Annotated in this window: 19 protein-coding genes; 10 read left to right on the forward strand and 9 right to left on the reverse strand. The window is 64.1% G+C overall.

The features are described from left to right. The first annotated feature begins 77 nt into the window (after nt 1–77). Both ACVW1C_RS17080 and ACVW1C_RS17085 read left to right on the forward strand, forming a co-directional pair. Entirely contained in the window at nt 78–884 is an 807-nt protein-coding gene (locus tag ACVW1C_RS17080; protein ID WP_456759423.1) for a creatininase family protein, read from the forward strand. A 147-nt stretch (nt 885–1031) separates the two neighbouring features. Further along, nucleotides 1032–1295, forward strand: a complete 264-nt coding sequence (locus ACVW1C_RS17085; RefSeq protein WP_456759424.1) for a hypothetical protein — start codon at nt 1032–1034, stop codon at nt 1293–1295. Nucleotides 1296–1490: 195 nt separating this feature from the next. On the opposite strand, the gene ACVW1C_RS17090 is transcribed toward ACVW1C_RS17085, so the two are convergent. Then, nucleotides 1491–1760, reverse strand: coding sequence for a metal-sensing transcriptional repressor (locus ACVW1C_RS17090; protein ID WP_092119782.1), 270 nt, complete (start codon nt 1758–1760; stop codon nt 1491–1493). Nucleotides 1761–2097: 337 nt separating this feature from the next. Here ACVW1C_RS17090 and ACVW1C_RS17095 point away from each other — a divergent pair, with 337 nt between their 5' ends. The 4 genes from ACVW1C_RS17095 to ACVW1C_RS17110 all read left to right on the forward strand — a co-directional run bounded on the left by ACVW1C_RS17095 (nt 2098) and on the right by ACVW1C_RS17110 (nt 8606). Beyond that, complete coding sequence (locus ACVW1C_RS17095) at nt 2098–2415, forward strand: hypothetical protein (RefSeq protein ID WP_456759425.1); 318 nt, start codon at nt 2098–2100, stop codon at nt 2413–2415. A gap of 220 nt (nt 2416–2635) precedes the next feature. After that, the gene (locus tag ACVW1C_RS17100; protein WP_456759426.1) at nt 2636–4381 is read left to right on the forward strand and encodes an NRAMP family divalent metal transporter; all 1746 of its coding nucleotides are present in this window, start codon (nt 2636–2638) and stop codon (nt 4379–4381) included. Between the two features lie 540 nt (nt 4382–4921). Further along, nucleotides 4922–6913 (forward strand): carbohydrate porin, encoded by a 1992-nt coding sequence (locus ACVW1C_RS17105; protein ID WP_456759427.1) that lies wholly within the window; start codon nt 4922–4924, stop codon nt 6911–6913. A 223-nt stretch (nt 6914–7136) separates the two neighbouring features. Beyond that, nucleotides 7137–8606 carry an FAD-dependent monooxygenase gene (locus ACVW1C_RS17110; protein WP_456759428.1) on the forward strand — a complete coding sequence of 490 codons (1470 nt, stop codon included), beginning with the start codon at nt 7137–7139 and terminating at the stop codon, nt 8604–8606. A 174-nt stretch (nt 8607–8780) separates the two neighbouring features. Here ACVW1C_RS17110 and ACVW1C_RS17115 read toward each other — a convergent pair whose 3' ends face one another. The 3 genes from ACVW1C_RS17115 to ACVW1C_RS17125 form a co-directional block, all read right to left on the reverse strand. Continuing rightward, nucleotides 8781–10406: an FMN-binding glutamate synthase family protein gene (locus ACVW1C_RS17115; RefSeq protein WP_456759429.1), complete on the reverse strand. Its 1626-nt coding sequence runs from the start codon at nt 10404–10406 to the stop codon at nt 8781–8783. A gap of 489 nt (nt 10407–10895) precedes the next feature. Further along, nucleotides 10896–11765, reverse strand: coding sequence for a patatin-like phospholipase family protein (locus ACVW1C_RS17120; RefSeq protein ID WP_456759430.1), 870 nt, complete (start codon nt 11763–11765; stop codon nt 10896–10898). Between the two features lie 227 nt (nt 11766–11992). Continuing rightward, nucleotides 11993–12766 carry a ferredoxin--NADP reductase gene (locus ACVW1C_RS17125; protein WP_173640228.1) on the reverse strand — a complete coding sequence of 258 codons (774 nt, stop codon included), beginning with the start codon at nt 12764–12766 and terminating at the stop codon, nt 11993–11995. A gap of 297 nt (nt 12767–13063) precedes the next feature. Here ACVW1C_RS17125 and ACVW1C_RS17130 point away from each other — a divergent pair, with 297 nt between their 5' ends. Continuing rightward, nucleotides 13064–13999: an ATP-grasp domain-containing protein gene (locus tag ACVW1C_RS17130; RefSeq protein ID WP_456759431.1), complete on the forward strand. Its 936-nt coding sequence runs from the start codon at nt 13064–13066 to the stop codon at nt 13997–13999. 33 nt (nt 14000–14032) lie between these two features. Here ACVW1C_RS17130 and ACVW1C_RS17135 read toward each other — a convergent pair whose 3' ends face one another. Beyond that, nucleotides 14033–14233 carry a hypothetical protein gene (locus ACVW1C_RS17135; RefSeq protein ID WP_456759432.1) on the reverse strand — a complete coding sequence of 67 codons (201 nt, stop codon included), beginning with the start codon at nt 14231–14233 and terminating at the stop codon, nt 14033–14035. Between the two features lie 26 nt (nt 14234–14259). Beyond that, nucleotides 14260–14616, reverse strand: coding sequence for a response regulator (locus tag ACVW1C_RS17140; protein WP_456759433.1), 357 nt, complete (start codon nt 14614–14616; stop codon nt 14260–14262). A 172-nt stretch (nt 14617–14788) separates the two neighbouring features. Here ACVW1C_RS17140 and ACVW1C_RS17145 point away from each other — a divergent pair, with 172 nt between their 5' ends. Further along, complete coding sequence (locus tag ACVW1C_RS17145) at nt 14789–15070, forward strand: hypothetical protein (RefSeq protein ID WP_456759434.1); 282 nt, start codon at nt 14789–14791, stop codon at nt 15068–15070. On the opposite strand, the gene ACVW1C_RS17150 is transcribed toward ACVW1C_RS17145, so the two are convergent. Continuing rightward, the gene (locus tag ACVW1C_RS17150; protein ID WP_456759435.1) at nt 15067–15342 is read right to left on the reverse strand and encodes a hypothetical protein; all 276 of its coding nucleotides are present in this window, start codon (nt 15340–15342) and stop codon (nt 15067–15069) included. The two genes, ACVW1C_RS17145 and ACVW1C_RS17150, sit on opposite strands and share 4 nt — an antisense overlap. 156 nt (nt 15343–15498) lie before the next feature. On the opposite strand from ACVW1C_RS17150, the gene ACVW1C_RS17155 reads away from it, so the two are divergent. After that, nucleotides 15499–15726: a hypothetical protein gene (locus ACVW1C_RS17155; protein ID WP_456759436.1), complete on the forward strand. Its 228-nt coding sequence runs from the start codon at nt 15499–15501 to the stop codon at nt 15724–15726. A 371-nt stretch (nt 15727–16097) separates the two neighbouring features. Here the strand turns inward: ACVW1C_RS17155 and ACVW1C_RS17160 are convergent, their stop codons facing one another. Both ACVW1C_RS17160 and ACVW1C_RS17165 read right to left on the reverse strand, forming a co-directional pair. Further along, complete coding sequence (locus tag ACVW1C_RS17160; RefSeq protein ID WP_456759437.1) at nt 16098–17054, reverse strand: amino acid ABC transporter substrate-binding protein; 957 nt, start codon at nt 17052–17054, stop codon at nt 16098–16100. Between the two features lie 12 nt (nt 17055–17066). Then, a complete protein-coding gene (locus ACVW1C_RS17165) occupies nt 17067–18356 on the reverse strand; it encodes a dicarboxylate/amino acid:cation symporter (protein WP_456759438.1) in 1290 nt (429 codons plus the stop codon). A gap of 315 nt (nt 18357–18671) precedes the next feature. On the opposite strand from ACVW1C_RS17165, the gene ACVW1C_RS17170 reads away from it, so the two are divergent. Further along, nucleotides 18672–19673, forward strand: coding sequence for an NADP-dependent oxidoreductase (locus ACVW1C_RS17170; RefSeq protein ID WP_456759439.1), 1002 nt, complete (start codon nt 18672–18674; stop codon nt 19671–19673). Nucleotides 19674–19770 lie beyond the last annotated feature (97 nt).

Here is a 19770-nt window from a genome sequence, read left to right on the forward strand (position 1 = left end):
CGAACGCCTCACCGATGTTAAACAAACTACCCTGCAAATCCATCCCATGAAACGCTTGTATTGAAACGACTGGCTTGATGACCTCGACGCTTCCGCCCCGTGACTGGACCGTTATCCACTGGCCCGACCTCGCCAGGGACGCGGCCGCGCGCTGGATCGCGGTACTGCCGCTGGCCGCGACCGAGCAGCACGGGCCGCATCTGCCTGTTGGAACCGACGTCATGATCGGCGAGGCGTATCTGGCGCGGGTGCAGCAGCTGCTGCCGGCGGCCATCCCGGCCACGTTCCTGCCCCTGCAGCCGGTCGGCATCTCCACCGAGCACATCGATTTTCCGGGCACGCTGACCCTGCCGACCGAGGTGGCGCTGAACAGCTGGATGGCGCTCGGCGAGAGCGTGGCACGCGCCGGGATCAAGAAGCTCGTGATGGTGACGAGCCATGGCGGCAATTCCGCCGCGATGCAGCTGGTGGCGCAGGATTTGCGCGCGCAACATGGCATGCTGGTGGTGACCACGAGCTGGTCGCGCTTCGGCACGCCGGACGGGCTGTTCGATGCCGAGGAATTGCGCCACGGCATCCATGGCGGCGCGGTCGAGACCTCGATCATGCTGGCAAAATATCCGCAACATGTGCGCAAGGATGCGATCGCGGATTTCAAGCCCACGAGCGTACAGATCGAGAAAGACCACCGCTTCCTGTCGACCCAGCGGCCGGCGCCGTTCGCCTGGCAGGCGCAGGACCTCAATCCGAGCGGCGCGATCGGCGATGCGACCAAGGCCTCGGCCGCGAAGGGCGAGCAGCTGATCGAGCACGGCGCGCGCGCGTTCTGCGAGCTGCTGGCCGACGTCGACCGGTTTGATCCGGGCGTATTTCGCGCCAGCTGACCCGGAATTCCTTCGTCCTGGCGGAGGCGGCGAAACAATCCACGAAACCATATTTCCGTCACGGCCTTCGAACCGGAACCGAAAAGCCTCCGTCCAACGGGCATGCGGACCACACCGGCGCCGCGCCCAAATAGGATGGAGTATCCCATGTCGATCAAGACCAAGTTTGCCGCCCTCGCCCTCACCGCGCTCGCCGTGACCGGCACCATCGCGGCCGCGACGTCGCAGGCCAACGCCAAGCCGTATGGCTGGGGCTGGGGCGTTGGCGCGGGCATCGTCGGCGCCGCCATCGTCGGCAGCGCGATCGCGGCCAGTGACGGCTATTACGACGGCGGCTATCGGCGCTGCGCCTGGGTGCGCCAGTTCGACGCCTACGGCAACTACATCGGCCGCGTGCGCTCCTGCTACTGATCGACGGGATTTTCGTAGTGTTTTCGAGCGAAGTGGGCGCCGGTTCGCGTGAAGAAAACACGTCAAACAAGAATCCAGAGCCGAATAGGCTCTAGGGCTGCGGATCCTGCGTTCGGCACGGGTCCTCATCCACCCCGTGTCGCACACGACCCGTCCGGTGATCCCCCCGGGCGGGTCAATTCTTGATCGCGGCGATCACAGATATTTTGCGATCAGCCGGAAGTCGCGCAGCACGTTGCGGCCCTTCGGACCCGATACCTTCAGCGTCTCCTCCAGGCTGTGGCCGATGTGATCGTGGATCAGCGCCTTCTTGGCACTCTCGATCGCGCTCTCCACCGCCTGCAATTGCTGGGCGATCTGCGCACAGGGCCGGCCCTGCTCGATCATCTCGACAATGGTCTCGAGATGGCCGTTGGCACGCTTGAGGCGACGGGCGATCGCAGCGTGCGGATGGTCGTCTGACATTCGGTTCTCCTATCCTCCCCGCAGGATAATCATGATCCTCCCCGGAGGATAGTAGAATCGGCTTGACAGGCCATTGTGGCAGGCGTAGTGCCCGATTGTCGGAACATGCGTTCCGCACCGGGGTCTGACCCCGGACATCAACCCGACCACGAGCCAACACAGAAGGCACATGGGCAGTAGCAACTCAGGCGACAGTAGACCGCTGACGGGACTATTGACGCCGCAACACAGCAAGACTGATCGCGCAGATTTCGCCTGCGTGGATGGGTGGTCACGCCTCACGTAACCGCCTGCTCCTCACCGGCCTGCCGCGCGACAGCGGAAGTGGAGGTGAGCGATGTTCGAAAAGCTCGCAAAATTCCGGCAAGCAAGCCCGCGGCGCGTTGTCGAGCCGCGGCAGATCCCGCCGCGGGCGGCCACCTATTCCAATGACAACCTGCCGGGTTTTCGCCGCCCGGCGGACCGCCGGCGTCCAACCCCGGCCTGTCATTGGATCCTGATCGACGGCCGCCTGGAGTGCCGGTGGACCGTCGACGACACCAGCGGTGATCTCGATCATCAGCGGCGCGCGGGCCGGTATTTTGGCCCGCGCGTGACAACTGCGCGTCGCGCCGCGGCAAAGTCGCGGCTGTGCGCTCGAATCTTTTTCGCATGATCTCGTTCGGAAAACCGCTGCGCACTTTTCCGGATGATGCGCCAGGAGGCCAATATGGACGACGGACCTAGTCGTCCCGTTGCGCGCCATTGCGGCGCGGCAGCGGGATTCTCGACCTGCATCACATCTGGAAATGCCGCTGCTCACGGCAGCGGAGACGTGCGCGCCTGACGGTCCGCGTCCCTCTCGCCGTGCCCGAAGGGCGGCGAGGAGACGCGATATGACCGAAACCAAGTCCACCCAAACCGCCATTCTCGACACCGCGCATGCCGGCGACATCCACGGCGCGCTCGGCAGCATCGCGCGCGACGACACCGCGCCGCGCGCGACCTTGCTGGCCCGGTTGAAGACCCTGCTGGCAATCGTCGGCCCCGGCCTGATCGTGATGGTCGGCGACAACGATGCCGGCGCGTTCGGCACCTATACCCAGGCCGGACAGAACTACGGCACCACGCTGCTGTGGACGCTGCTGCTTTTGATCCCCGTGCTCTACGTCAACCAGGAGATGGTGGTGCGGCTCGGCGCCGTCACCGGCGTCGGCCATGCGCGGCTGATCTTCGAGCGCTTCGGCAAATTCTGGGGCGCCTTCAGCGTCATCGATCTCCTGGTGCTGAACGCGCTGACCATCGTCACCGAATTCATCGGCATCACCTTCGCGCTTCGTTTTCTCGGCGTCTCGCAGTTCTGGGGCGTTCTGGCCTCGGCTGTTATCGTGATGCTCGCGGTCTCGACCGGAGCCTTCCGCCGTTTCGAACGCTTCGGCATCGTGCTGGTCGCCGGCAGCCTGCTGCTGGTGCCCGTGATCCTGATGGTGCATCCGCCGGTCGGGCAGATCGCGGCTGATTTCTTCGTGCCGAAGATGCCCGAGGGCGCTAAGCTCAGCGAGGTGATGCTCTTGATCGTCGCCATCGTCGGCACCACGGTGGCGCCGTGGCAATTGTTCTTCCAGCAGAGCTACATCGTCGACAAGCGGATCACGCCGCGCTTCATCCGCTATGAGCGGATGGATCTGTGCATCGGCATCGTGCTGGTCGTGGTCGGCGCCGTGGCGATGATCTCGTTCTGCGCCGAGGTATTCGCCGGAAAGCCCGAATTCGGCAATTACACCGACGCGCTGGGGACCGCGGTCGGGCTGGAGAAATATGCCGGCCGGCTGCCGGCGGTGCTGTTTGCCCTCGCACTACTGGATGCCTGCATCATCGGCGCGGCCGCGGTCTCCCTCTCGACGGCTTACGCGATCGGTGACGTGTTCGCGGTCAAGCACTCGCTGCACCGCAAGCCGTGGGATGCGAAGGGCTTCTACGGCGTCTATTGCGGGCTGATCGTGCTCGCCGCCGTGCTGGTGCTGACGCCGGGCACGCCGCTCGGACTGCTCACCAACGCGGTGCAGACGCTGGCCGGCGTGCTGCTGCCGAGCGCGACCGCGTTCTTGCTCTTGCTGTGCAACGACCGCCACATCCTCGGGCCCTGGATCAACTCGACCTGGCTGAACCTGTTCACGGGCGCGGTGGTGGCGGGCCTCGTGATGCTATCGGTGATCCTGACTGCCGCGGTTCTGTTCCCGGATCTCAGCGAGCAATGGATCATCGGCATCCTGGTCGGCGGCAGCCTGCTCGCGCTCGCAGTCACCGCGGCGGTCAAGCTGTACGAGATGTCGTCGCACCGCCACGCGTCGTTCCGCTTCAAGCGCAAGCCGCCGCTGGAGCCTCTTTCGTTCCGATGGAATCGGAACGGGGCTCCAGATTCTTGTTTTGGCGCGTTTTCTTCACGCGAACCGGTACCCACTTCGCTCGAAAACGCTCTGGTCGAGCGCGACACCTGGCGGATGCCGCCGCTCGACCGGCTGCCGCCAGCACGGCTCAGCCCGCTGAGCCGGATCTGGATGCTGGTGCTGCGCGGCTACCTCGTCGTCGCTGCCGGCCTCGTGCTGCTGCGGATCGTCCAGCTCGCCACGGTGGGGGCGTGACCGCGCTAGGCCGCGGCCGGAGATGGGGCGCGATCGTGTTGTTCAAGCTGGCAAGCGCCATCTTGCGCGGCGCAACCGCGCTTTGTCAGCGGCGCAAGATTTCAGGCGCCGAGCTGCGGACGGCGCTGTCCATGGCGCGATGTGTCGAACGGGCCGGCGCAAGGGTCGTACTCGGCAGGACGCGACCCACGTTGATCAAGATTAAGGACGAAGACCATGCTGACATTGCTTGAACGGTCGGATTTCGATCGATTTGCCACAGCGGCGCGGGCGATCGTAGCGGATGAGGCCTACAGCCTCGGCGTGTTACGCGACTGTCATAGTGGCGTGCAAATCGGAGAGGTATCGGGCGCGCCTCAGTTGCTATTGCGAATTACTTCCAACAAGCCACAGTGGATGCTAGGTGCTGGTCTGGCTTTGGATAGGGCGATACGGATCGGACCGGGGACGGCGGGCAATGACGACAAATCTCGGGTGGCAAGTGGCCGCCAAATCTGCAATGCCGGGCGAAACCGCCAACCGTTCGCGGAAAGCCGCGTCATGACCTGCGTCCGCCTCTTCCGGGTTCGCATCGCCGCCGGCGCAGCGCTCGGCGCGGCGGCATTCGGCACGCCGGCGGCCGCGGCCGATATGGCCGTCAAGTCACGGGCCATGAACGCGGCGGTTTATAGCTGGACCGGCTTTTACGTCGGCGGCCATGTCGGCTATGGCGACGGCAGCCTCGGTCCCGATACCAATCCGCTTCCCTTGCAGGGCGTCTTCTTTCCTCACAGTGTCACGGGAGGGATCGGCGGCTTCCAGGTCGGATACAATCACCAGTTCGCAAACCGCTTCGTGCTCGGCGTCGAGGCCGATGCGACATTCGTGGGCCCGGTCGATCTGCCGCGGCGCAGGCTCGGCCCCTTCAACTCGTCGATCGACTATGTCGGCACCGTGCGCGGCCGCGCCGGTTACAGCTTTGGCACCTGGATGCCGTACATCACTGGCGGCTTCGCCTGGGGCCGCAGCCAGGTCAGGGTCAACGATACCGCCGGCGACGTGATCTCGGAGCCCGGCCAGTATCAGACCGGCTGGACTGTCGGCGCCGGCGCCGAATTTGCACTGAGCGGCAATTGGACGGCCAAGCTCGAATACGACTACATCGACCTGTCGCGCCGCACGCTCGGTCTCAACGATTTCGGCATGCCCGGCGTCAGTATCGACCCGCGGCTGCATCTGCTGAAATTCGGCCTGAACTACCAGCTCGGCGATTCGCCCTGGTCGGCGACACCGACGCGGTCCGCGCTGCCGGACTCCAGCGACTGGAGCGTGCATGGGCAGACCACGCTGATCGGCCAGGGCTATCTGTCGTTCCGCGCGCCCTATAGCGGCACCAACAGCCTTCCGGGCGCGGGGCAAGCGCAACAAACCTGGACCACGACGGCGTTTCTCGGCGTGCGGCTCTGGGAAGGCGGCGAGCTCTATTTCAATCCGGAGACTGCGCAGGGCTTCGGCCTCCACGGCACGCTCGGCCTCGCCGGTTTCCCGAACGGCGAGGCTCAGAAGGCCGGCGCCGAATATCCGAGGATCCGGCCGCAACGCTACTATCTCAAGCAGACCTTCGGCTTCGGCGGCGAGCAGGAAGACGTCCCCGACGGTCCCAACCAGATCGCGGGCAAGCGCGACATCGACCGCCTCACGGTGGTCGTCGGACGCTTTGCGGTCGGCGATTTCTTCGACGGCAATTCCTACGCCAAGGACCCGCGCGCCGATTTCATGAACTGGGCGATGTGGGCCTCGGCGGCCTACGATTTCCCGGCCGATCTGCCAGGTTACACCCGCGGCGCCGTGGTCGAGCTCAACCGCAAGGACTGGGCGGTGCGCGCCGGCGTGTTCCAGGTGCCCAATGCACCGAACACCGACGTCCTGACGTTCAAGACCGGCGGTGCAGTGGTGGAATTCGAAGGCCGCTACTCGATCTTCGATCAACCGGGCAAGCTGCGCGTCGGCGTGTTCGGCAACCGCGGCAACACCGGCAATTACAGCCAGGCGCTTGCGATCGAAGCCACTGACCCGTCGCTCGACATCAACACCGTGATGGCGGGCATCCGCAAGGACAACCTGAAATACGGCTTCTACCTGAACGGCGAGCAGCAGATCGCAACCGATGTCGGCCTGTTCGGCCGCCTGAGCTGGAACGACGGCCAGAACGAGATCCTGTCGTTCACCGACGTCGACCGCAGCGTCTCCGGCGGCGTGTCGATCAAGGGCAGCTATTGGGGCCGGGCGAACGACACGATCGGCATCGGCGGCGCGGTCAACGGACTGTCGTCAGCGCATCGCGACTACATCGCCGCCGGCGGCCTCGGCCTTTTGATCGGCGACGGCGCGCTCAACTACAGTCCAGAGCGGATTTTCGAGACCTACTATGCCTACCAGGTGAACAAGAGCCTGACGCTGACCGCGGACTATCAGTTCATCACCAACCCCGCCTACAACGCCGATCGCGGCCCGGTGCACATCTTCTCCGGCCGCATCCACGGCGAGTTCTGATCCCGAAGCCATTGCGGGCGACGCGAAGCAATCCATAGTTCCGCACGCGCGGAAGCATGGATTGCTTCGTCGCTTCGCTCCTCGCAATGACGGATTGACCGAGGTTGGGACACGGCCACGCCAGCGCCCTCTCCCCACCCAGATATATGTAGACTCCCCTGGCTTGCCGCAAGCCCGGGGTCATCCCGTAGAACGCGCGCCCAATCGAACGGAGGAGTGCGCGATGCGGGAACATGCTGTGGTGATTGCCGGCGGAGGGCCGACCGGGCTGATGCTGGCTTGCGAGCTGGCGTTGGCCGGCGTTGACGTTACGATCGTCGAGCGGCGCGAGAATCCGGACCTGATCGGCGCGCGAGCAGGCGGTCTGCACGCGCGCACCATCGAGGTGTTCGATCAGCGCGGCATCGGCGATCGCTTCGTCGCGCTGGGGACGCGCCATCCGGCGGTGCTGTTCCACTCCCATCTGGTTCCGCTCGGGATCAGCGACTTCCCGACCCGGCGCAATTTCACGCTGGGGCTGCGGCAGAATCATATCGAGCGCGTGCTCGGCGAATGGGCCGAACAACTGGCGGTGCCGATCGATCGCGGGCGTGACGTGACCGGCTTCACGCAGGACGAGGATGGCGTCGATGTCGCGCTGTCGGATGGCCAGGTGCTCCGGGCACGGTATCTGGTCGGCTGCGACGGCGGCCGCAGCATCGTCCGCAAGGCGGCCGGCATCGAATTCGCCGGATGGGATCCGACCAGGAGCTGGCTGATCGCCGAGGCCGAGACATCGAACGAACCGGAATGGGGCTTTCGCCAGGACGATGGCGGCATCTATGCCATCGGCAAGGTCGAAGACGGTGAACGGGTGCGGCTCGTGCTGACCGAAGGGCAACTCGGCACGGACAGGGAGCCGACCCTGCGCGACGTCAGCGAGCGGCTGGCCGCCGTGTACGGCACCGATTTCGGCATCCACAGCCCGGTCTGGATATCACGCTTCACCGACATGACCCGGCAGGCCGTGACCTATCGCAAGCAGCGCGTGCTGCTGGCCGGCGATGCGGCCCATGTGCATCCGCCGATGGGCGGACAGGGCCTCAATATCGGCGTGCAGGACGCGGTGAACCTTGGCTGGAAGCTCGCCCAGGTGGTCAAGCTGACATCACCGGACGGCCTGCTCGACAGCTATCAGGCCGAGCGGCATCCCGTGGCGGCCCGCGTGCTGCGCAACACCATGGCGCATGTCGCGCTCGGCCGGACCGACGCCCGCAGCAAGGCGATGCACGAGATCGTCTCCGAACTGCTGCGCATGGACGAACCGCGCCGAAAATTCGCCGCGATGATGTCGGGCCTCGACCTGCACTACGATCTCGGCGACGGCCATCCGCTGCTCGGACGGCGCATGCCCGATCTCGATCTGGCGACGACCAACGGTCCGCTGCGGGTCTTCGCGCTGCTGCACGGCGCGCGACCGGTGCTGCTCAATTTCGACGAGCCCGGCAGCTTCGACATTGCGGGATGGGCTGACCGGGTTCAGCTGGTCGACGCCGATTACGCCGGCACGTGGGAGCTTCCGGCGCTCGGAAAGGTTGCGGCGCCCGGCGCGGCGCTGGTCCGGCCCGACGGTTATGTGGCGTGGGTCGGAGGCCGGAGTCAGTTCGGCCTCGCCGAGGCGCTGACCAAATGGTTCGGCGCGCCAGCTGCGTGACAAGATAGGGCCCCGGCGTTGGCAGCATCGGGACCGCGTCCCCTCTCCCGCTTGCGGGGGAGGGTTAGGGTGGGGGCTCTCTCCGCGTGTCACATCGTGGAGAGAGCCCCCACCCGCCGCGCAATGCGCGGCGACCTCCCCCGCAAGCGGGAGAGGTGAACCGAAACCGCGCCCCTACGCCGCCGGCTGGAACGAATCTGCGCGCGCCATTGCCCAGGCTTCACGGAAGCGGGGATCCTGGGTGCCTTCGAGCAGTTCGCCCGGGCGCAGCGCCGGATAGAGCTGCGCGAAGGTGCGGACGTCGGTGGTCGAGGACCGCTGCGAGAAGTGGATCGGGCGGAGATCCTTGGTGTGCTCGAGGCCGGCGGCGGCCAGCAGCTCGGTCAACGCGTGCAGGGTCGAGTGGTGGTAGTTGTACACGCGCTCGATCTTGTCCGGCACGTAGAGCGCTCGGTTGCGGATCGGGTCCTGCGAGGTCACGCCGGTCGGGCAGCGATCGGTGTGGCAGCTCAGGGACTGGATGCAGCCGAGCGCGAACATGAAGCCGCGCGCCGAATTGCACCAGTCGGCCCCGATCGCCATCGCGCGCGCCATGTCGAAAGCGGTCGCGATCTTGCCGGCACCGCCGATCTTGATGCGATCGCGCGCCCCGATGCCGATCAGCGCGTTGTGGACGAAATTGACGCCCTCGCGCATCGGCATGCCGAGATGGTCCATGAACTCGAGCGGCGCGGCGCCGGTGCCGCCCTCATTGCCGTCGACCACGATGAAGTCGGGATAGAGCCCGCTCTCCTTCATCGCCTTGCAGATCGCCAGGAACTCCCAGCGATGGCCAATGCACATCTTGAAACCGGCCGGCTTGCCGCCGGACAGCTTGCGCATCTGGGCCACGAATTCCATCATCTGCAGCGGTGTCGAGAACGCCTTGTGATAGGCCGGCGAGATACAGTCCTCGCCCATCGGCACGCCCCGGATCTTCGAAATCTCCTCGGAGACCTTGGCGGCCGGCAGCACGCCGCCATGGCCGGGCTTGGCGCCCTGACTGATCTTGAGCTCGACCATCTTGATCTGGTCGTCGCCTGCGACGCTTGCGAACAGTTCCGGATTGAAGCTGCCGTCGCGGTTGCGGCAGCCGAAATAGCCGGAGCCGATCTCCCAGATGATGTCGCCGCCCATCTCGCGGTGATAGGGGCTGACGCCGCCCTCGCCGGTGTCATGGGCGAAGCCGCCCTTCTTGGCGCCGGCATTCAGCGCCCGCACCGCATTAGGGCTGAGTGCGCCGAAGCTCATCGCCGAGATGTTGAAGACCGAGGCCGAATACGGCTTGGTGCAGTCGGGGCCGCCGATGGTGATGCGGAATTTCTCGTCGGCACGCGGCTTCGGCGCCACCGAGTGGTGCATCCACTCATAGCCCTCGCGGTAGACATCCTCCTGGGTGCCGAACGGCCGCTTGTCGAGCACCGCCTTGGCGCGCTGATAGACCACCGCGCGGGTGTCGCGGGAGAACGGCATGCCGTCCTTCTCGCTCTCGAAGAAATACTGCCGCATCTCCGGGCGGATTTCCTCGAGCAGGAAGCGGACATGCGCCGAGATCGGGTAGTTGCGCAGCACCGCGTGGTTCTTCTGCGTCAGGTCGCGGATGCCGAGCAATGTCAGCGCGCCGAAGATCGCCAGCGGGATCACAACGATCTTGACGACCTTGTGATCGAAAATTCCGACCAGCAGCAGCAGCGCGGTGACGACGGCGCAGATCGTCAGCACGATGAAGCGCGGCGAGAACGGAAGCAGCAACGTATCCATCAAATCCCCCGGTCTGCCTTGAATGCCCTGTCGGCAGTGAGCCTAATCTAACTCGCGGAACAAGTGCACTACGGTAATACGGCCGAGCAGTCACAGATGTGACAACCGCCCGGTTGGGTGGGTGCGGCGCCAGTCAAATTGAAACGAAATCGCCTTTTGCAGTGCAACGAAGCGGAGCTCCACAAAGACTGCGCCCCCCTTTCCCGCTTGCGGGCAAGGCTATCGCACATGCGCCTGCGGGCTTCTGCAACTGACCTGTCCACTCGTCATGGCCCGGCTATGGAACGAGGCCGATAGCTACCGTCGCCGGGGCGCGCTGCCAAAATATCGAAAACAACCCCATGCAAAGGAGCCGGCGACTGCCGGCGTTCGACAAGGCAGCTTGACTCGTCGGGCAAATCAGCGGCATTCTTCCATTATCCAGAAATCGTGGAGAGACCCCGAAACTATCGTCCTGCGCTTGCGGGCGAGGTCGCATGCGCCGTTTGCCTAGTGGTCGTGCGGCTGCAATTCGTGGGGGATATGCCCCGCCTTCAGGCCGTCGCTGGCGAGCCACGCATTGGTGACGTCGAGAGCGCGGGCGATATGATCGGATGTCCGGGAGAAATCGTAGGGCGAACCGACCAGCGGGCAGAGCGGCGGCACCACGAAATACGCGACGTCGGGACCAATGTTCTCGAGCTCGTTGACGAGCTGCCGCGCGATCAGGAGCGTCAGCGCATGCAGCGCATTGGCGAGCGCGCCGACCGGTGGCGCCTGGTTGGCGCAGGCATATCCGGTCGGCAGCACGATCAGGCGCTTTGCCCCGTGCTTCACGGCGACGCGGACCGGTGTGTTGCTGGAGATCGCGCCATCGGCGAGGAAATGATCGCGGTAGTGCACCGGCGTGAATGCGCCGGGGATCGCGGTCGATGCGACGATCGCCTCCGCGGTCGAGCCTTCCGACAGCACCACGCTGTCGCCGCTGATGATGTCCGTCGTGACGATGTGGATCGGGAGCCGCGCGTCCTCGAGATTACGGAACGGGATGTAATCCTCGATCAGCCTGCGGACCCCGTCATGCGGGATCAGGAAGTCGCGCCGCCACAGGAAGCCCACCAGTGTCCGCCAGGTGACCGGAAACACGTCCTGCCGGTTCAAGCCGCGCCAGATCTCGGCCAGCCGTGCCACGCCCGACACGGTCGGGTCGCCGGCATAGAACGCGCCGTTCAAGGCGCCGACACTGGAGCCGACCACCATATCGGCCGCCACGCCATGCGCGGCCAGCGCCTGCAGCATGCCGACCTGAACCGCGCCAAAGCTGCCGCCGCCGGCGAACACAAAGGCGGTCTTCGGGGCATCCGGATCGGTGATGGACAAGGTACTGCTCCCTCGGTCGCCGCGTTCAGGAAACGGCTGCGCGGCGTTGCGGGCGTTATAGCAGCGACGGAATGGACGGCGCCACCAACACCGATGTCGTCCTGGCCTTCGCAATTGCGCCGGGAAAATGCAAAAGGCTGGAGCCCGATCGGGCCCCAGCCTTCGTCCAATCAGCAACGGTGGTTATGGGTCCCGGGTCGCGCTTCGCTTGCCCGGGACGACAGAGATCAGCGCTCGACGAACGCCTTCTCGATCACGAAGTGACCGGGGGTGTTGCCGCTGCCTTCCTTGAAGCCGCGGGTCTCGAACAGCTGCTTCAGCTCTTCCAGCATCGCCGGGCTGCCGCACATCATGATGCGGTCGGTCTCGATGTCGAGCGGCCCCTGATGCAGGTCGGCAAACAGCTGGTTCGAGGTAATCAGGTCGGTGATGCGGCCGCGGTTACGGAACGGCTCGCGCGTCACGGTCGGATAATAGGAGAGCTTCTCGGACAGCAGCGGCCCGAACAGCTCGTCGTCGCGCAGCTTGGCGACCAGCTCCTCGCCATAGGCGAGCTCGGAGACCTGGCGGCAGCCATGCACCAGCAGGATCTGATCGTAGCGATCGTAGACCTCGGGGTCCTTGATCAGGCTCGCGAACGGCGCAAGGCCGGTGCCGGTCGACAGCAGCATCAGCCGCTTGCCGGGGATCAAATTGTCGGTGATCAGCGTGCCGGTCGCCTTGCGGCCGACCAGGATGGTGTCGCCCTCGCGGATCTTCTGCAGCTTGGAGGTGAGCGGGCCGTCCTGCACCTTGATCGAGAAGAACTCGAGCTCTTCCTCGTGATTGGCGCTCGCCATCGAATAGGCGCGCAGCAGCGGCCGGCCATCGACCTCGAGGCCGATCATGGCAAACTGGCCATTCTGGAAGCGGAAACCGGAATCGCGGGTGGCTCGGAAGCTGAAAAGCGTATCGGTCCAGTGCTGAACGGAAAGAACTTTCTCTCGATAGAACGCGCTCATGGGTTTTCGTTTTCTCGGCTGATCAGATTTAGAATGATTTGATTTCTAGACTGCTCGCGACCGCGCTGAAGTGGCCGAAATCATTGAAGATCTCGCGTGTCCATTGCGCCAATGCATGAGATAGTCAAGATCAACTGGCGTGCAATTGCGATCTCAGAATGGCAGTCGTTCGATTTCGCGCGGAGGTTCAACCGCGACATCGTTAACACGTCATGCCGCAGGTAATTTACTTGCTGAGATCGGCGCCGATCTGGCAATTAATTGCTGCGAAAACCACGGTGAAGGGAAAATGATCTCGTGGTCCTGATCAGCCAGCGAATCTTCCTGGAAACCATCAAAAAATATTGTTTGGCGCACGCGATTGCCGTCGAGGTGCGGTCCGGCGGCTGGCTGGTCATCATGACCAAGGGCGACGCGCGTCGGCTTGCGATCGGCTACGACATCGGGCTGAACAGCGCGGTCGCGCATCAGGTCGCCAACGACAAATCGGCCTGCGCCGAAGTGCTGGAATCGGCCGGCATCCCCGCCGTTCCGCACAGGCTGTTTCTCGGCAGCAAGCTCAGCAAGCACATCCCCGGATCGGACTCGCTGGATGCGATGTCGCTTCTGCTCAAGCAGTATCCGCACGGCCTCGTCGTCAAGCCCAATGAGGGGACCTCCGGCGAGCGCGTCTTCCGCGTGACGACGCGAACGCAGCTGGAGGCGGCGGTCGCCCGTATCCTCGCCGCGCATCCGAGCCTTGCGATCTCGCCTTACGTCGAGATCAAGGACGAGGTGCGCGTCGTGCTGCTCGATGATCGCGCGCTGATCGTCTACCGCAAGACACGGCCGTCGGTGGTTGGCGACGGCGTCCACTCGCTGCGCGCGCTGGCGCAGGCGACCGCGACGGCCGAACAGCTGAAGGCCCTCTCCGAGGACTTCGATGCCGCTGCGCTTGACGCCGTTCCGCCGGCCGGCGAACGGCTTCTGCTCAACTGGCGGCACAATCTCGATGCCGGCGCCGAGCCGGTGCTGCTCACCGATGTTGCGAGACGCGACGCCTGCGTCGCGCTCGCGATCAAGGCCGCACGGGCCGTCGGCATCCGGTTCGCTTCGATCGATGTCGTGCGCGTTGATGGCGCGTGGCAGGTGCTTGAGGTGAATTCCGGCGTGAAGATGGAAGCGTTGGGCCGCCGCTATCCGGCGCTGGTCGAGGCGGCGTATCACGCGGCGCTGGACGCCGTGTTTGCATAGGCAGCGTGCCACGCGCTTGCCTTGATCCCCCGATCATTTTCGCGGGTGCTCTTTCTCATAGGCGGCGACGATCAGTTCCGACTGCTCGATCTGCGCCGTGAGACGGTCGATCTCGGCTTGCGTCTCTGGAAAGACGTCAGTCCCGGCTGTATTTCCGGATTGCAATTCCGCGAGCAGTTCACGGTTCCTGGTGATCTGCTCGCGGTGCCAATCGATTTCGGGATCGTCTTGCATCAATCTATGTCTCTATCGGCCAGGAGTTACGACGCCAGCTCGCGTAGCAGGGCTGCTGGATAAACCGGTTTGGCAAAAAATTTGACGCCGTCAGGCAGATCGCTGGGCGGCGCCAGGCCTGAGATCACCAGCACGCGCACGCCCGGGTCGCAATCGAGGGCCAATTGTGCGAGTTCGATGCCGTTCATTCTACCCGTGAGCTTGATATCGGTGACCAGCAGCGACGGGTGACGCATCTTGATGGCCAGCGCTGCCGTCTCGGCATCTTCGCACTGGATGACGTCGAAGTGGCCCTCTTTCAACAACAGCGCAATCATGTCGCGCTGGATCGTGTCGTCTTCGACCACAATTGCGGTCTGATGAATTGACCTCGCGTAGCCCATGGCAACCTCCAAACGGTCAACCCCAGTGTCAATGACTGAGGACGTTTATAGTTCTGGTTCCAGGCTCGATAACCGCCGGGTTCCAGCGGACGTTTGCAAGTTCCGAGCGGAACAACATTCGAGGTTACCACGTCATTGATGAGCGACGGGCCAGATGGTTCGGGCCTGGGGAATGAAGTCTTGGCAGGAGGCAAAGCGCATGAAGAACGCTGTACGGCCGGATCAGGATCTTTCTGAACCCTACAAAGCCGACGCGGCGGCTGGCCCGCCCAGCTATCTGTCCTCTCGACGACGGGTCGAAGACCCGATCCCGGATGCCAATGACATGCGGCATCAGGCGATGGAGCGAGAGACGACCGGTTCGCTCGGCGCTCGCCTGCCGCACGATATCGTTTCCGAGATGGAAGCAGAGCTCAAGCAGCAGGTCGATCGGCTCGTCGCGGAGCGGCACTAGAGCATGATCCGGAAAAGTGTGAAGCGGTTTTCCGAAAAGATCATGCTCAAATAAGGAGCTAAAGCGCGATGACGATTCCACCTGATCTCATCGCGCTTTAGCTCGTGAAGTGACGAGTTCGCAGACTTCAAATCTCGCCTGCCGATGATGCTCCAGAGATCGCGGCGCGGAAACTCGAAGCAGGATGCCCGCCGGATCGATGGAGTTTTGATGGGAGCGATCCTTGGACGCGCGATCTTCCAGGTCACTGGTGTCCTGGCGGCGGTGGGCATCATTGCCCTCGCTTCCATGGCGGTCCACGGCGGCTAAGCGCGTGCGGCGGTGCAGCTTGCAGCGAAGCTCTCGCCGTCATTTTGATCCATTCAGCGGCTTGCTCATCCCGCTCAAGGGAGTACGCTGATGCGCATTAATCGATCCGGATACAGATTATGCGCAAACTTCTTTTGAGCTTCCTCGCAATCACGGCGTTCGTTGCCGCCTTCAATCCTCCGGCCGCCAACGCCGTGTTCTGGCGCGGCGTCACGGCCCCGACGAATATCGACATCCACGGCTATCCGATCATCAAGGAGCCGCCGCCGAGCCCATGCCAGCTGATCCATGTGAACGGCTACTGGGTGCGGCAGTGCCTGGATTTGTCGCATCGCTATTGGCGATGAGTTTCGATATCGCTCCAGGGCAAGCTGCAGCTCTGCTTGTCTGACCGGTGTGCCACGAACCGCTCTCTGTGGTTATGGGTCCCTGCGTTCGCAGGGACGACGGAGAGTTTGCGGCGGCGTATGTTCCGACCGTGACCACAAGCCAGTGATGTCGTCCCGGCTTTTGCCATTACACCGGTGTCGTCCCTGCGAACGCAGGGACCCATAGCCACCGGCTTGAGTCGCTTGACGAAGGTCGGCGCGAAGTCGCGCTTCGTCGGGACAGTTCGGAAACGCTTGGAAAGCCGCGCGCCTTGCGCAGGACCCCTCATCCGATTGCGTCTGCAACGCAATCCGGCCTCTTCCGCAAGGAGAGAGGCCGGACTTCGCGGCTAGTTGGCTCCGCCCGCCGAATCGTCGAGCGCCTTGAAGGCGTCTTCGAGCTGCGGTGAGAGCGCGACGTTGAGCTTCTCGCCGGTCGGCAGGCGGGCGACGAACCACTTGTTGTAGAGCGGGATGATGTCGCGGTTCGAGGCGAGCTTGCGGAAGGCGCGCTCGACCACGTCCTTCATCTGCGGCTCGCCCTTGCGGTACATGATGCCGTAGGGATCGTAGGACAGATAGTCACCGGTGACGCGGAACTTGTCCTGCGACTTGTGCCGCGCAATAAGGCCGTAGAGCAGGATGTCGTCGGTCGCGAACGCATCCGCCTTGCCGTCCACCAGCATCTGGTAGGACTGCTCATGGTCGCCGGCGGTCACGATGTCGAGGCCGAGCTGTTGCTTGGCGTCGACATTGTGCATCGCCTGCTCGTTGGTGGTGCCCTTGGTCACCACCACCGTCTTGCCCTTGAGGTCGCCGACCTGGGTGACCCCGGAGGCCTTCGGCACCATCAGCTTGGTGCCGGCCACGAACATCAGCGGCGAGAACGCGACCTGCTTGCCGCGCTCGGCATTCGCCGTGGTCGATCCGCATTCGAGATCGATCTTCTTGTCGACGACCGCCGCAATGCGGTCGTCGGAGGTGACCTTGACGTAGTCGATCTTGAGGTTGGCGTCGTCGACCTCGGCCGCGATCTCGTCGACGATCGCATCGCATAGTTCGAGGCTGTAGCCGATCGGCCGGTTGGAGTGGTCGAGGAACGAGAACGGCGGCGAGCTTTCGCGATAGCCGATCCGCACCGCGTGCGTGGCCTTGATGTTGGCGAGCGTGGGGCTGAGCCCCTCGCCCGCCGGCTGTGCGGACACCGGTCCGATCAGCAGGCTTGCCGCCAGCACACATGCTGACAGCAGGCAGGTCGACAATAGAGGCGCCTCAGCCCATATCGGCCTCCAGCGGGCGCGATGCATGCATCCCTCCCGTCAATGACCGGCCATCACGGCGCCGGGCACCGCATCCTGCGGCACAACGTCGTCGGGCCCGAGCTCGTGCTCGGCTTTCAGCTCGCCCTCCCACTTCGCGACCACTGATGTCGCCAGCGAGTTGCCGATCACGTTGGTGGCGCTACGGCCCATGTCGAGGAAGGTGTCGATGCCCATGATCATCAACAGTCCCGCCTCGGGGATGCCGAACTGGCCGAGCGTCGAGGCGATCACGACGAGGGAGGCACGTGGCACGCCGGCGACCCCCTTCGAGGTGATCATCAGTGTCGCCAGCATCGCGAACTGCGTGCCGAGCGACATCTCGATGTGGTAGGTCTGCGCGATGAAGATGCTCGCGAAGGTACAGTACATCATCGTGCCGTCGAGATTGAAGGAATAGCCGAGCGGCAGCACGAAGGCCGAGATCCGCGAGGAGGCGCCGAACCTGTTCAACCCCTCCAGCGTCTTCGGATAGGCCGCCTCCGAGGAGGCGGTCGAGAACGCGATCATCAGCGGCTCGCGGATCAGCCGCAGCAGATGGCTGTAACGCGGCCCGATCACGACGAAGCCGACCACGACCAGGATGGCCCACAGGATCAGCAGCGACAGGTAGAAGCCGCCCATGAAGACGATCAGCTTCCAGAGCACGCCGAGGCCGTTCTTCGAGACGGTCGCCATGATCGCGGCCCACACCGCGATCGGCGCAAACAGCATCACATAGCTGGTGACCTTCAGCATGATGTGGGCGAGATCGTCGATCAGCGCCATGATCGGCTTGGCCCGCTCAGGCATGGCGCCGAGCGCGACCGCGAAAAACACCGCGAACACCACGATCTGAAGGATCTCGTTCTGCGCCATCGCATCCGCGATCGAGGTCGGGATCAGATGGGTCAGGAATTTCTCGATCGAGAAGGCCGAAACCGGCAGGCCGGTGGACTGCGCCTTGTCGGGCAGCGTGCCGGGGAAATTGGCGCCGGGCTGCAACAGGTTGACCATCACGAGGCCGAGCAGCAGCGAAACGAACGAGGCGGAAACGAACCAGCCCATGGTCTTGGCGAAGATGCGCCCCAGCTTGGCGCCGCTTCCCATATGGGCGATGCCGCCGACGAGGGTCGCGAACACCAGTGGCGCGATGATCATCTTGATCAGGCGCAGGAACAGCATTGCAATCAGGTTGACGTCGGCTGCGATCTCGGCGCGGCTGTCAGGCAGATAGTTGAAGACGATCGTCCCCATCGCGATGCCAAGGACCATCGCAATCAGGATGTATTGCGTAAACCTGTTCGACATTCTTACCCCCGTAAGTTCCCGGCGAAGGGCAAGTGTGGCAGATTTACGCAGCTTCGCAACACGCTTCGCGCCGAGCGGGACTTTGCCGATTTGTTCGCGTTGTGGGATGCCAGCGCGCGGACGAGAGCCTTTTCCGCTCCGATGAATCGGAACGGGCTCTGGATTCATGTTTTGACGCATTTTCTTTGCGCGAACCGGTTTCCACTTCGCTCGAAAATGCTCTAGCGTTCGTGCAGCGCACAATCTGTGCAACACGCTGCGCGCGTCGCAGTCAAACTGCATGCGAAACGACCAACGCGAGGGGAGACACCGCCAATGAACGAAACCGTCAATCGCCAGATCCTGCTTGTTGAAAAACCGACCGGCAAGCTTGGTCCCGAGCATTTTCGCCTAACCAAGGGCGCGGTCCCCGCGCCGAAGGATGGCGAGGCGCTGGTGCGGACGCGCTACATCTCGCTCGACGCCGCCAACCGCGCCTGGATGCACGGCGCCACCTATCGCGCTGCGGTGGAAGCCAACACCGTGATGGCCGGCGGCAGCATCGCCGAAGTGGTGTCGTCGAATGACCCCGGCTTGAAGCCCGGCGACATCGTGTTCGGCGACACCGGCTGGCAGGACTATGCCGCCGTGCCTGCCAAGCACCTCGCGAAGATGCCGAAGCTCGAGCCGATGACGCATCTGCTCAGCGTCTATGGCATTGCCGGCCTGACCGCCTATTTCGGCCTGCTCCATGTCGGCAAGCCGAAGGAAGGCGAGACCGTGGTGGTGTCGGCGGCCGCCGGCTCGGTCGGCTCGATCGTCGGCCAGATCGCCAAGATCAAGGGCTGCCGCGTGGTCGGCATTGCCGGCGGCAAGGACAAGTGCCACTGGCTGACCTCGGAGCTCGGCTTCGACGCCGCGGTCGATTACAAGGACGGCGCCACCTACAAGGCGCTGCGCGCAGCGGCGCCCAAGGGCATCGACGTCTATTTCGACAATGTCGGCGGCGACATCCTGGAGGCCTGCCTGGCGCAGATGAACAACCGCGGCCGGATCGCCTGCTGCGGCGCGATCTCGCAATATGACGGCGTGCCCTCCGCGCACGGCCCGCGCGGCGTGCCCGGCCTGATCGTAGTGAAGCGGCTGATCATGCAGGGCTTCATCGTGATGGACTACATGGACCAGCGCGATGCCGCGCTCGCCGACTTGCAATCCTGGGTCTCCTCGGGCAAGCTCAAGGTCCAGGAGGACGTCATCGACGGCATCGAGAACACGCCGCAGGCGCTGATCGGCCTGCTCGCCGGCGAAAACCGCGGCAAGCGCATGGTGAGGGTGTAGCCATCTTTCTTACCTCGCCCCGCTTGCGGGGAGAGGTCGGATCGAATCGCAAGATGCGATCCGGGTGAGGGGGTACAGGTCTAGCAACTCGCACCGC

This window comes from Bradyrhizobium sp. USDA 4011, assembly GCF_054063415.1.